The sequence below is a fragment of the Chitinophaga alhagiae genome (assembly GCF_003568665.1).
GTDB classification, from domain to species: domain Bacteria; phylum Bacteroidota; class Bacteroidia; order Chitinophagales; family Chitinophagaceae; genus Chitinophaga; species Chitinophaga alhagiae.
Genome location: NZ_QXMH01000004.1, coordinates 14,076 through 27,603 on the forward strand (window position 1 = coordinate 14,076; position 13,528 = coordinate 27,603).

Sequence of the window (13,528 nt, forward strand, 5' to 3'; positions counted from 1 at the left end):
GCGGGTTTAATAGCAATTTGACGTATGCTCATCGCCCTGCAGGACATTACATTTGAATTTGGCGCAAGAACCATCATTGAAGATTCTTCCTTGCATATCATCCCCGGAGACCGCATCGGGCTTATTGGCCTGAACGGTACCGGCAAGTCTACCCTGCTCCGCATCATCAACGGAGAATATACCATCTCAAAAGGCAGCATCAACAAGATACGCAACCTCAGCATCGGGTTCTTCAACCAGGACCTCCTGAGCTTCGAAACGGACGAGCCCATTCTCAACGTGGGCATGACGGCTTTTGAACAGGCCCTGAAAGTGGAGAAGGAACTGGAAGAACTGACCGCCAGGCTGGAACACTCGCAAGACGATGCCCTGCTGCATGAATACGCGGACAAATTGCATGAATTTGATACGCTGGACGGTTATAACATCCGCCACAAAACCGCTACCGTACTGGAAGGCCTCGGCTTCAGCACGGCAGACCTGGAACGCCCCTACAACGAATTTTCCGGCGGCTGGCGCATGCGCGTGCTGCTGGCCAAACTCATCCTGCAGCAGCCTGACGTGCTGATGCTGGACGAACCGACCAACCACCTTGACCTTCCGTCCATTGAATGGCTGGAAAAATACCTCTCCGGTTACAGCGGCGCGGTGATCATTGTGTCTCACGACCGCTTTTTCCTGGACAAGATGGTGAACAAGATCGTGGAAGTGTACCAGCAGCAGTTGCACCATTATGCCGGCAACTACAACGACTACGAAGAGGAAAAAGCCCTTCGCCGGGAGTTGCAGCAGCGCGCCTACGAAAACCAGCAAGACTACATCCGCCAGCAGGAACGGTTCATTGAGCGGTTCAAGGCCAAAGCCTCCAAAGCCGCACAGGCCCAGAGCATTGCCAAGCGGCTGGACAAGCTGGAGCGCGTGGAACAGGTAGACGGCGGGCCGTCAAAGATCAGGATGAACTTTTCCGTAGACAAAACACCCGGCAAGATCCTCTGCACACTGGATGATGTCAGCAAGTCTTTCGGCAACCTGCACATTCTCAAACATGCCAAGGCGGAGATCAACCGCGGCGATAAAATAGGCCTCATCGGCGCCAACGGCAAGGGCAAGTCTACCCTGCTGCGCGTTATTGCCGGCACGGAGCCCATCCAGGGCAGCCGCATCCCCGGCCACAACGTGGTGACCAGCTTTTACGCCCAGCACCAGCTGGAATCCCTCCACCTCGACAATGAGATACTGGAAGAGCTGAAAAGCTGCGGCAGCGGCAAAACCGAAATGGAACTGCGCTCGCTGCTGGGTTGCTTCCTGTTCCAGGGAGACGATGTGTTTAAAAAGGTCCGCATCCTGTCCGGCGGCGAAAAAGCCCGCGTGGCGCTGGCCAAGGTGATCATCAGCCAGGCCAACTTCCTGATGCTGGACGAACCTACCAACCACCTGGACATGAACTCCGTGGAAATGCTCATTGACGCCCTGGGCAAATACGAAGGCAGCCTGGTGCTCGTCTCACACGACCGTTACTTTGTCAGCAAAACCGCCAACAAGATCTGGGAGATCGTAGACGGGGAGATCAAGGAGTTCAAAGGCACCTATGCCGAATGGGAGGAATGGAAAAAACGCCAGGCCCTCGCCGCCCAGCCCACCAGGCCGGACAAAAAAGAAAAAGCATCCCCCGCTCCCGCCGCCAACGCCGCGCCGCAACCCGCTAAAGCCCCCGCCACGCCCGCCGCGCCCAAAGGAGCAATAGACAAAGACCTGCAGCGCGAACTGCAAAAACAGCAAAAGCAATTCCAGCGGCTGGAACAACAGATCGCCGCCCTCAAAGCCAAAACGCAACAACTGGAAGCAGACCTCGCCAACCCGGACGTTTATAGCGACAAACAAAAATTCGTCTCCGCCGAAACCGCGTACAAAACCGCTACCGCGGAACTGGAAAAAGCCAACAAAGAGTACGAGTCCGTATTTGAAAAAGTAATGGAACTGGAGGAAAAGATGCAGGGGTAAAAAAACCGCGGCATAGCGGCACTTTACCCCGGCACCTGCCAAAACCTGGATGCAACCTGCCAGTCATTTCTCCTCCCGGCCCGTAGAAAAAAACGGCCGCTTCCCCGCCCGTCAATTCTTTTCCTGACTGCCCGTTGCCGTGCATTCCTGCACTTCAGCCACCCGGAGCGGCCGCCTGTTCAAAAATTCAGGCGGTAACGGATGCTTTTCGAGAAAATCCCGGGCTTCCTTGCGTGCCTGCAATAAAAATGGGCAATTTTCCGTGCGCAATTCCGCGATATCGGCATCGTTCATAACATGCCGGCGCTTTTTTCTTAAATACATAATGATCGGTTTTATATAAGTTTTCTTTTAACTGCAAACCCATCGTAATTCACGTTCTTCTCAGCCGGCACCCATATACCGTGGATGTAGGCAAACACGTCAAACAACGGGGCTATCAGGTCCCAATGCCCGAATATCCCCATCTGGTATAACCTTGTTCTGGCCCTCGTGCTGCCCTTCGCGTATACCATCATGTCCGGGAACCTGCTGGTCACGTCTATCACTGTTGCCGCTACAGTAGCCAGCAGCTTTGCCTTGTCTCCATTATTACTGATACTCAATGTATCAATATGCTCACCGCTGCACTGATTCCCGAAAGCCAGGTTTAAATAGGTACCCCACCCCATGTTCTCTAAATTGTACCGCACAATTTTAGGGATAACGCCCCTCGGGCCAACACTGTCAAATGTGTACGTCAATGATGAAACACTGACGGAATACGGATATCTTTCCAAATACATAAGCTAACAAACAATTGAACACAAATAAACGTCTTCCTTTTCGGTATTTTTCACACCTGTGATTTTTTATTTTGCATTTCGTCCCGCATTCCCCGCCCTTCGTGTAATCTGAATGTGCCGCAAAATGCTTACATTTAAATTGCCGTATGAACGTTCTCCGAAAGATCATCCACTGGCGCCTTCACCACGTGCTGTTCTGGCTGGCATTTTTTGTGGTATGGCTCACATTGCGGATAGATGATTACCCGGATGTGCGGCCCACCGTCCTCGCCGGCCTGTTGAAAGTACTGTCTCTCGCCGCCGCCGTCTATTTTACCAACTACGCGCTCATCCCCCGTTACCTGTACACCAAACGGTACTTCGCTTTCCTGCTGGCGTTCACCGCCCTCGTGTTCATCACCGGCTTTATTGTGATCAAACTGCTGGACCTCATCCTGCAACCTTATGCTTCCAGCATCACCCACTGGCCCAATCAAACGCTCAACAGCCAGCTGTACGACGTGTACATCCCCCTCTTTTTTATGGTAGGCGCCGCGGCCGGCATCAAATTCTACATAGACCAGCTCCGCACCCTCAACCGCCTGCAGAACGCCCTGCGCGCCAGTGCGGAACAGGAGCTGCAATACCTGCGCTCCCAGATCAACCCGCATTCTCTCTTCAATTCTCTGAATACCATCTACTTCCTCATAGACAAGGAAAACCGCGAAGCGCGCGAAACACTGATGAAGTTCTCGGAACTGCTGCGGTACCAGCTGTATGAATGCAATACGGAAAAGATCAGTATTGAAAAGGAAGTGCTGTACCTCCGCAACTACGTGGCCATTCAGCGCCTGCGGCATGGGGAACAATACCAGATACAGTTTGACAGCGCGCCTGACGTGAAAGACTTCAGCATTGCCCCGCTCCTGCTGGTCCCCTTTATAGAGAACGCTTTTAAACATGTATCTTCCCACCTCTCCCCCAATTTCATCCATATCCGCATGCACATGAACGAAGGCCGGTTCCTGCTTTCGGTGCAAAACACCCGCGAGAACAAACCCGCCGGTACAAACGGCGGCATCGGGCTGGTGAATGTAAAAAGAAGGCTGGAACTGCTGTATCCCGGTAAACACCTGTTGCAGATACAAAATGGTGGAGAACTATATTCCGTTACACTCAACCTGCACGTAACATGACCATCCGCTGCCTCATAGTAGACGATGAACCACTGGCCCGCAAAGGCCTCCGGGAATACATAGCAGACATTCCCTTCCTGGAACTGGCGGGCGAATGCGATTCTCCCGTAAAAGCCCTGGCCACCCTGCAAACGCAGCCTGTAGACCTGCTGCTGCTGGACATACAAATGCCCCGCATGACGGGCCTGGAGCTGCTCCGCTCCCTGCCCCGGCCGCCGCTGGTCATATTCACTACCGCCCATCCTGACTACGCCGTGGAAAGTTTTGAGCTGAACGTGCTGGATTACCTGCTCAAACCGGTCTCTTTCGAAAGGTTCATGAAAGCCGTCATGAAAGCCCGCGCCTACCTGGACGCGCAGCAGAAGAAAGATGCCAACTACTTTTTTATTAAATGCGATAACCGGCTGGAAAAGATCAATTATGAAGACATACTTTTTGTGGAAGCGCTGCAGAATTATGTGGCCATCCACACGCCTGCCCGCAAGTTCACCACCTACCTCACCTTCAAAGGCGTGGAAGAATACCTGCCCCCGGAAAGGTTCGTGAAAGTACACAAGTCCTTTATTGTGGCCCTTGACAAGATCACCAGCATTGACGGGAACGAGCTGGTGATAGGGCAGCATCATGTTCCCGTGAGCAGGAACCTGAAAGATGAAGTGATGGAAAAGATATTGAACAAGCGGTACCTGAAACGTTAGGGCGTCCGCTTCCGCCGTTTGTTAAACAACATCAGCCCCTTGTCCACCCCTTTCCGCAGCTCCGCCTGTTTTTCCTCCGGCAGCGCCAGCACATCGGTACAGGCCTCGCTGCAGCACCCGTTGTATTTGGCCGCGCATTTTTCGCACTGGATGAAAAGAAGATGACAGCCTTCGTTGGCGCAATTGGTATGCGTATCGCAAGGCGCGCCGCATTGGTGGCACTGGCTGATGATGTCTTCACTGATGCGTTCGCCGAGGCGCTCGTCAAACACAAAGTTCTTGCCGCGGAATTTGTTGGGCAACCCCTGTTCCCGGGCCTTGTTGGTGTATTCTATAATACCGCCTTCCAGGTGGAACACGTTCCTGAAACCCTGGTGCAGCATGTAGGCAGATGCTTTTTCGCAACGGATGCCGCCTGTGCAGTACATGATGATGTTCTTCTCCTTATGCCCCTGCATCATTTGCACCGCCATGGGCAATTGCTCCCTGAACGTGGCGGAAGGTACCTCCAGCGCCTTGTCAAAGTGCCCCACTTCATACTCATAATGGTTGCGCATGTCTATGATCACCGTATCGGGGTCTTCCGTCAGTTTGTTGAATGCTGCCGCATCTACGTAGCGGCCGCGTTTTTCCATGTCAAACGCGGGGTCTGTAATGCCGTCTGCCACTATCTTGTCACGCACCTTGATCTTCAATACCCAGAAAGATTTGCCGTTGTCATCTACCGCAATATTGAGCCGGATGCCGTTCAGGAACGGAATGGTATACAACTGTTGCTTAAATGCCTCAAAGTGATGTTCGGGAACGCTGATCTGCGCATTGATACCTTCGTGCGCCACGTAAATGCGGCCAAAAACGCCCAGGGCGGAGAGAGAAATATACAGGCTGTCCCTGAATGCCTGCGGGTCTGCAATTTTGGCGTACTGGTAGAATGAAACCGTTACGCGTTGGAATGTTTCCGCTGCCAGCCGCTGCTTCAGCTCTGTGGCAGACAATCTGTTATGTAATACCATGTTTGAATTTTAAGGACGAACGCCGGTCGAACAAAATTCTGTTTATACTGCCTGCCAAATAGCCGTTTGGCAGAACGCCGCAAAGGTACGAAAAATCTTTTCCACATGGGCTACCCTTGTTTGCATGGCTGTTAATATATTGAAAACCACAACAGATTATTCAATTCATTCATTTATAATGATTTTTCATGCATGTATGCGTTAAAAAGTATGGCACGATATTCGAAAAAGGGAGGGTATTGCAAGAGAAGGACCCCGTGAGGACAGTACATTATTTAACCCTAAACAGAACCTATATGAATATTTACGCTTACTATTTTTTCGCAGTTGTATTAGGCCTTTGGGCGTACAGGCTCGCAGTGTATTTCTTTGGCGGGGAAAACAAGAACCCCAAAAGCTCGTCCGCCAGAAGCTACCGCAGAAGAATGGAACGTTCCTGACCAAAGATATCAAGGCAAGCAAACGGGGCTAATCAAAAAGCATGCACAATGCTTTTGGGTCAGCCCCGGATTTTTTGTTGCATATATAATTCTCTTTTTCTACCTTAGACCCAAGGTAACTACTCCACGATTATGTTTACGCCGCAAAAAAGGCGTTTATCAACCAATAAGGGCCTGCAAACCTAAACTATCAAGATTCACAGGACCAGTACGATGAAAACTGAACATTCTTACGATAGCTATACGGATAGTGAGCTGATCAGCCATGTAATACTAGACAATGAGCATGCGTTCAACGAGCTGTTTGCCCGTTACCGCAACCGGCTGCTGGCGTACCTGATGAAAGTATGCAAGAGCCCGGAAACAGCGGAGGAAATTGTGCTGGACATTTTCGTGAAAATATGGAACGGCCGCGCCAGCATGCGCCAGGTAGAGAACCTGGAAGCCTTTCTCTTCACAGTAGCCCGCAACAAGGCGCTTGATTTCCTGCGGCAGGTGAAAAAGAGCCGGCGTAAACAGGAAGCCCTCTGGCAGCACATGCAGGAGCATGCGGCAGACGCGGCGGATAAAGCGCTTCTCCTGGAAAACCTGGAGGCCAGCATCCGCCATGCGGCGGCAGGGCTTTCTCCCCAGCGCAAAATGGTGTTCCTCCTCAGCCGGGACCATCACCTTACCTATGAACAGATCGCTGAAAAACTGCAGCTCTCTTCCAATACCGTACGCAACCATCTTTCCGCGGCCCTGCAGGTGATCCGCTCCCATATTTCCCCCGGCCTGGATGTGATCGTGCTCTGCATGCTGCTCACCCGGTAAAAAAAATTTCCCCGCCCATTAGTACACCCTTCTTTTTTTAACGTCTCTCTGTTATGGAACAAAACGCATCACAGCGCCAGGACTATCTTTTTCAACGGTATTTGCAGGATACCATTACTGAAGAAGAGTATGCCGAGCTTTGGGAGCTGCTGCAGCACCGGGAACAGGAAGATGTTCTCACCGGCCGCCTGCAGGAGCTTTGGGAAGCAGCGCGCCATGCGCCGCCTTTACTCAGCCACGGGCAATGGGCGGAAAAGTTCCGGAAGGCCAAAGCCGCCAGGCCCGCCGCCGCCTGGCGCCGTTTATTGCCGCGCGTAGCCGCGGCGGTATTGGTACTCTGCGTGGCCACGGGCGCATATTTTGCCCTGCGGCAAAAGCCGGCCCAGGCCCCGGCCCTGGCTGCACAGCAGCCGCATAAAAAAGACCTGCCGCCGGGTGGCAACAAAGCCATTCTGACGCTGGGAGACGGTACTGAACTGGTGCTGGACAGCGCGGCCAACGGCCAGGTAGGCACGCAGGGCAATATCAGCATCGTAAAGCTGGACAGCGGCCGGCTGGCCTACCGCGCATCGGGCGGCCATACCGGGGAAGTGGTGTATAACACGCTCACCACGCCGCGGGGCGGCCAGTTCCAGCTGCTGCTGCCAGACGGTAGCCGCGCATGGCTCAACGCCGGCTCTTCCATCCGCTTCCCTAACGTATTTACAGGCAGGGAACGCAAGGTAGATGTAGTGGGCGAAGTATACTTCGAAGTAGCGGCAGACGCACAAAAGCCTTTTATTGTACAGGCCGCCGGCACACGCATAGACGTGCTCGGCACCAGCTTCAACGTACAAGCGTATGAAAACGGAAGCATGGCCACTACCCTGCTCACCGGCAGCGTAAGGGTCACCAGGAACGGCGCTTCCCTTACCCTCAAACCTTCCCAGCAGGCGCTGGCCACCGGCAGCGGAGAACTGCAGCTGGTGCGTAATGCCGACCTGGACCAGGTGATGGCCTGGAAAAACGGCGTGTTCTGGCTCAATGGCACGGACATGGCCTCGCTGGCCAGGCAGCTCTCCCTGTGGTATGATGTAGAAATTGTTATTAGGGGAAATATTTCACAACGTTTTACTGGTACTATTCCACGCAATGTAAAAGCGTCCAGGGTGTTTGACGTGCTGCAGGAAACAGGCAGCCTGCACTACACCATTGAAGACGGCCGCATTATTGTTTCACCGTAGATGATCCCTCATTCGTTACCAATTAAAGTATGATGTATGTTTGAAAATTCATTTTTCAAAAGCGCCGCCATGCTGCTAAGGTCCGCTGTGCTTAGCCTGCTGGCCGTATGCCTGCTGTCCGGCACCGTTTCTTACGGGCAAAAGGTCAGCATTTCACAGAAAAACATGCCGCTGGCGGAAGTGCTGAAAAAGATCAGGGAACAAACCGGGTACAACTTCGTTTTCCCCAGCAACGCGCTGGAAAAAGCAGTACCGGTTACCCTCGATGTAAAGAACGGGGACCTGGAGCAGGTGCTCCAAACGGTCTTCGCGGCGCAACCGCTTACCTATTCCATTACAGACAAGATCATCATTGTAAAACCCCGCAAAGCGCCGGCGGCAACCACTGCGCCGGCAGCGCAGCCCACCCAGGTAACCGGCCTGGTAACTGATGAAGACGGCACCCCGCTGGCCGGCGTTACCGTGCGCATCCAGGGCAGTCCGCAGGGTACTACCACCGCGCCCAACGGCACCTTTTCCCTGCGTGCGGAGCCCAACGCGGTGCTGGAATTTTCCTTCATCGGGTTTGAAACGCAGCAGGTAACGCTGCAGGGCAAAACGCATGTGGAGATAAAACTGAAAGAAAAAGCAGCCGGCCTCAATGAGCTGGTGGTAGTGGGGTACGGCACCGCCAAAAAGAAAGACCTTACCGGCTCCATCACCAGCGTTGACGCTGAAAAATACAATACACAGGCCGCCACCAACCTTACGGAATACTTCAGCGGCACAATAGCCGGCCTCAGCTCCAACCAGGGCACCTCGGCCCAGGGCGGCGGCTCGCTGGAGATCAGGGGTGTCAACTCCATGCAAGGCCAAACCTCTCCGCTCATTGTGCTGGACGGGGTGATCTATAACGGCAACCTGCGGGACATCAGCCCATCGGACGTAGCCACCATAGACGTGCTGAAAGATGCCAGCGCCGCGGCCGTATACGGTTCCCGCGCCGCCAATGGCGTTATCATCGTTACCACCAAAAAAGGCGCCACCGGCCTGCCGGTGATCAACTTCTCCGCCACGGTAGGTTATGCGGAAGCGGCCAACGATTACAAGCCGCTGGGCCCACAGGGCTATCTTCAGTTCCGTAAAGACCTGTTCGACATTGTAAAGCCGCAGCACCCTTATTATTACGCCAGCCCCTTCAACCTGCCAGACAGCGTGTCTCTTGACCAGTGGCGCGGCTTCAGCAACAACCCCAACGCTAACGATACCATGGAATGGCTGGGCCGCCTCAACCTCAACGCCACGGAAATACAGAACTACCTGGCCGGAAGAACTACCAACTGGTACGATGAGGTGATGCAGAAAGGCCTGCGCGAGAATTATGACATCAGCGTTTCTGGCGGCGCGCCCAAGATCAACTACTATTTTTCTACCGGCTATACCCGCAACAAAGGCATTATCAGGGGCGATGAAGTGAAGATCTTCCGCACCCGCCTCAACCTGGACGCGCGCGTGGCGGACTTTATCAGGATCGGCCTCAACTCCCAGTTCTCCGGGGCAGACAACAGCGCCGTTCCGGTGAACAACGACAACCTGGACGATTTCAGTCCCTACGGCAGCATGTACAACGCAGACGGCACCCTCAAGTTCAACCCGCAGGATGACGCCCTCTTCCGCAACCCCTTCCTGGACAACCGGTACAAAGACCAGTTCAATAAGACCAACGCCCTGTTTGCCACGCTCTACAGCGAAATAACGCTGCCCTTCGGGTTCAGCTACCGCATTTCGTTCCAGAACAGGCTGGCCAACACGCGCGATTACCAGTTCTGGCCTTCCAATACGCCCACCGGCGGCATCAGCCATACCAATGGCTATGGCACAAGGGAAGACGAGAATACCTATGAATGGATGGTAGACAACATTCTCCGCTGGAACAAAACATTCGGACGCCATTCCTTTAATGTTACGCTGCTGGCCAACGCTGAAAAACTGCAACGGTGGAACTCCCGGCAAACCAACGAGAACTTCCAGCCTAACAGCAACCTCTCCTGGCACGGCCTGCAGTTCGGGAGCAATCCCACCCTCACCAATAATGACATGGTACAGACCGGTGATGCGCTGATGGCCCGCCTCAATTATTCTCTCAAAGACAAATACCTGCTTACCGCATCGTGGCGCAGAGACGGTTTTTCCGCCTTCGGGCAGATGCACCCCCGTGCCGACTTCCCTGCTGTGGCGCTGGGCTGGCGTATTTCAGACGAGCCGTTCTTTAAGGCAAAATGGGTAGACCAGCTGAAACTGCGCGCCAGCTGGGGTGTAAACGGGAACCGTGCTGTAGGTACGTACGCCGCCCTCTCCAATCTTGACCGCAATGTGTATTCAGACGGCAGCCTGGTGCTCACCGGTGTTACCAACGCTTCTATGGCCAATCCCAACCTCAAATGGGAACAAACCGAATCCTGGAACGCCGGGGTTGACCTCACAGCGTTCAGCAACAGGGTGAACGTTACGCTCGATGTGTACCGCTCCTTCACCAACGACCTGCTGCTCAACCGCTCGCTGCCCATCATCACCGGTTATGCCAGCATGAACACCAACCTGGGCCAGCTCTCCAACAAAGGGCTGGAGCTGAACCTCAGCACGCACAACGTTGACAACAAACGCCTCTCCTGGCGCTCCACCTTCACCCTCACCGCCAACCGCAACAAGATAGAAAAGCTCTGGGGCGATTATGAGACCCGCATCATCAACGGTAAAGAAGTAACCCGCGAAGTACCGGACTATGCCAACGGCTGGTTCCCCGGCCAGTCTATAGACCGCATCTGGGCGTATGACATTGCGGGCATCTGGCAGCAGTCTGAGATCAACGCGGCCAAAAAGTACGGCCTGGCGCCGGGAGACTTCCGCGCCCGCGATGTGAACGGAGACAGCGCCTACCGCCAGTTTGACGACAAGGTATTTCTCGGCTACACCACCCCGCGTTACCAGCTCGGCTTCCGGAACGATTTTACCATTCTCAAAAACATAGAGGTAATGGTGTTCTTCCGCGCAGACCTGGGCCAGTACGGCGCAAGAGGTGACTTTAACCGCTCCGGCTCCAATGTGTATGACCGGAGCAACGCCTGGGACCTGCCCTACTGGAGCAAAACCAATCCCTCCAGCCGTTACCCGCGCCTGAACGTGAACACCATTGCGTACGAAGGGGGCATTGTGATGTACGAGTCTGCCGCCTTCCTGCGGTTGCAAGACCTGTCTGTGGCCTACAACTTCCCGAAGGCTTTGCTGGCGCCGGTGAAGCTGTCTGCCCTGAAAGTATTTGCCAGCGCGCGCAACCTGCTCACCGTCACCAAATGGACAGGCTGGGACCCGGAGTCACGCAACAACGCCATGCCGCGCATCTTCTCCGTGGGTTTAAATACAACGCTGTAAAGCATGCTTAACATTAAATGTGGAAAAATGAAACCGAGCATGATACATTTTATCACACAGGGCCATGTTAGTGCGAGATTTATCTCGGGCATGTTTAAATCTTATTTGCCTCGATGCATCTTCGATGTCATCTGGCCCGTAAAAATAAATATTAACAGATGAAACTCTTCAAACATATACTACTGCCGGTTATTTGCAGCGTGCTGCTGCTCTCGTGCTCCAAAGACTGGCTGAAGCCAAAGCCGCTGTCTTTCTTTGCGCCGGAAAACCTGCTCATAGATAAAAAGGGCTACGAGGCCTTTATGATCACGCTCCGCAAAAACCTGCGCAACTCCTTTTACGGAGAGCTGCATACCGTGGTATCTGAAGGCGTGTTCTCCGAACTGGGCGCCGCCGGGCCGCTGAACAACAACGGCATCCGCAACATGGACCTGCAGGTAACGCCCAGCGCGGACGGCAACTACTCTGTGCTGGACAACTATGAATGGAGCTACCGCCCCATCCGTGTAGCCAACACCGTTATTACACGCATAGACGCCATTACCTGGGCCAGCGAACAAGACCGTAACACCATACTGGCGGAGGCCTATTTTCACCGCTCCTACTGGTATTACCTGCTGGTGCATGAGTATGGCGATGTGCCTTTTATTGGCCAGGAGCTGACCACGCCCCGGCTGGATTTCAAAACGCACGCCCGCACCACCATTCTGCAAAAGCTCACGGAAAACATGGAGTTTGCCGTGCAGTGGCTGCCGGAAACCACCGTGCCCGGCGCGCCTTCCAAAGCCGCCGGCCTTCACCTGCTCACCAAGATCTACCTGGCCACCGGCAATTTTGAAAAGGCCGTTACCACCGCCACCGCCATCATAGACGGAAAACATAAACTGGTGCAGGCCCGTTTCGGCATAGACGCATCCAAGCCGTACCGCAACTACATCTGGGACCTGCACCGCCCGCCCAATATTCACACCGCCGCCAACACGGAGACCATACTGGGCACTATAGACCGCTTTGAGCTGCCGCAAGACGCCCGCACCAGCGGCACCTTTACCATGCGCAACTACACGCCCACCTGGTGGACGCGCGTGCTGGACAGCCGGGGCGCCAACGGCACGGTAGACAATGGCCTCCAGTATGACAGCCTGGGCCGCGGCAACGCCAACCTCCGCCCGTCCAACTACTACCAGTACGAGCTGTGGACAGACCCGAACGACCTCCGCCGCCTGGACGGGAACTGGATATTCAAGGAAGAGCTGAAATACAACAATCCCCGTTCCGTAGACGTAGGCAAACCCATAGACCCCAACCGGCTGCGGGCAAAGGCAGACACCTTCCAGCATTATTTTTCTTTCCCCTATTACATTGCCTACGTGCCGCAGGGCGGCGCCGGGCAGGTGCCCAACGGCGGCAACGGGGACTGGTACATTTACCGCCTGGCGGAAACCTACCTGCTGCGCGCGGAAGCCTATTACTGGCTCAAAAACTACGGCGCCGCCGCGGAAGACATCAACGCCATCCGCAGGCGGGTAAAAGCCCAGGAGATCACCGCGGCAGACGTTACCATCGAGTACATCCTGGACGAGCGCGCCAGGGAGCTGTATGCCGAAGAGTTCCGCAAATCCGAATTGACCAGGATTTCCTATATTATGGCCACAAACAACCTCAACGGGTACACGCTGGCAAACTTCAGCACCAAAAATTACTGGTATGACAGGGTGATGGCCAAAAACAACTTCTACCAAAGCCACCTGAAATGGGGCGAGAACGAATGCCGCATCAGCCCGCACCATGTATTGTGGCCGGTGCCGGCGGAAGTGATCAACACCAATACGCTCGGCGTCATCAACCAGAACATGGGTTACCCCGGCGCTGAAAAGAACCAGCCGCCGCTGACGGAGATCACGGAGAACGATTGAACATGCTGCGGGTAAAAATGCGGTAACAATGGCCCAATACACCATTGCGGCATCAA

General features: G+C 54.2%; 10 protein-coding genes. 7 read left to right on the plus strand and 3 right to left on the minus strand.

All coding sequences use genetic code 11. From position 1 onward, the window contains the following. Window positions 1-24 precede the first annotated feature (24 nt). The gene (locus D3A97_RS19340) at window positions 25-2,001 is read left to right on the plus strand and encodes an ABC-F family ATP-binding cassette domain-containing protein (protein WP_119080202.1); all 1,977 of its coding nucleotides are present in this window, start codon (window positions 25-27) and stop codon (window positions 1,999-2,001) included. 111 nt (window positions 2,002-2,112) lie between these two features. On the opposite strand, the gene D3A97_RS19345 is transcribed toward D3A97_RS19340, so the two are convergent. Further along, window positions 2,113-2,325, minus strand: coding sequence for a hypothetical protein (locus D3A97_RS19345; protein WP_157986639.1), 213 nt, complete (start codon window positions 2,323-2,325; stop codon window positions 2,113-2,115). Between the two features lie 11 nt (window positions 2,326-2,336). After that, entirely contained in the window at window positions 2,337-2,786 is a 450-nt protein-coding gene (locus tag D3A97_RS25440; RefSeq protein WP_119080204.1) for a DUF6934 family protein, read from the minus strand. 146 nt (window positions 2,787-2,932) lie between these two features. On the opposite strand from D3A97_RS25440, the gene D3A97_RS19355 reads away from it, so the two are divergent. Beyond that, window positions 2,933-3,961 (plus strand): sensor histidine kinase, encoded by a 1,029-nt coding sequence (locus tag D3A97_RS19355; RefSeq protein ID WP_119080205.1) that lies wholly within the window; start codon window positions 2,933-2,935, stop codon window positions 3,959-3,961. Continuing rightward, on the plus strand, window positions 3,958-4,659 hold the full coding sequence (locus D3A97_RS19360) for a LytR/AlgR family response regulator transcription factor (protein WP_119080206.1): 702 nt from the start codon (window positions 3,958-3,960) through the stop codon (window positions 4,657-4,659). Before D3A97_RS19355 ends, D3A97_RS19360 begins: the two co-directional genes overlap by 4 nt. On the opposite strand, the gene trhO is transcribed toward D3A97_RS19360, so the two are convergent. Next, entirely contained in the window at window positions 4,656-5,672 is a 1,017-nt protein-coding gene (gene trhO, locus D3A97_RS19365; RefSeq protein WP_119080207.1) for an oxygen-dependent tRNA uridine(34) hydroxylase TrhO, read from the minus strand. The genes D3A97_RS19360 and trhO overlap by 4 nt on opposite strands. A gap of 653 nt (window positions 5,673-6,325) precedes the next feature. Between trhO and D3A97_RS19375 the strand changes: the two genes are divergently transcribed. The 4 genes from D3A97_RS19375 (at window position 6,326) to D3A97_RS19390 (ending at window position 13,472) form a co-directional block, all read left to right on the plus strand. Continuing rightward, window positions 6,326-6,925, plus strand: a complete 600-nt coding sequence (locus tag D3A97_RS19375) for an RNA polymerase sigma-70 factor (protein ID WP_119080209.1) — start codon at window positions 6,326-6,328, stop codon at window positions 6,923-6,925. A gap of 53 nt (window positions 6,926-6,978) precedes the next feature. After that, the gene (locus D3A97_RS19380; protein ID WP_119080210.1) at window positions 6,979-8,148 is read left to right on the plus strand and encodes a FecR family protein; all 1,170 of its coding nucleotides are present in this window, start codon (window positions 6,979-6,981) and stop codon (window positions 8,146-8,148) included. Between the two features lie 36 nt (window positions 8,149-8,184). Further along, window positions 8,185-11,556, plus strand: coding sequence for a TonB-dependent receptor (locus D3A97_RS19385; RefSeq protein ID WP_119080211.1), 3,372 nt, complete (start codon window positions 8,185-8,187; stop codon window positions 11,554-11,556). 158 nt (window positions 11,557-11,714) lie between these two features. Continuing rightward, window positions 11,715-13,472 (plus strand): RagB/SusD family nutrient uptake outer membrane protein, encoded by a 1,758-nt coding sequence (locus tag D3A97_RS19390; protein WP_119080212.1) that lies wholly within the window; start codon window positions 11,715-11,717, stop codon window positions 13,470-13,472. The last annotated feature ends 56 nt before the right edge of the window (window positions 13,473-13,528 follow it).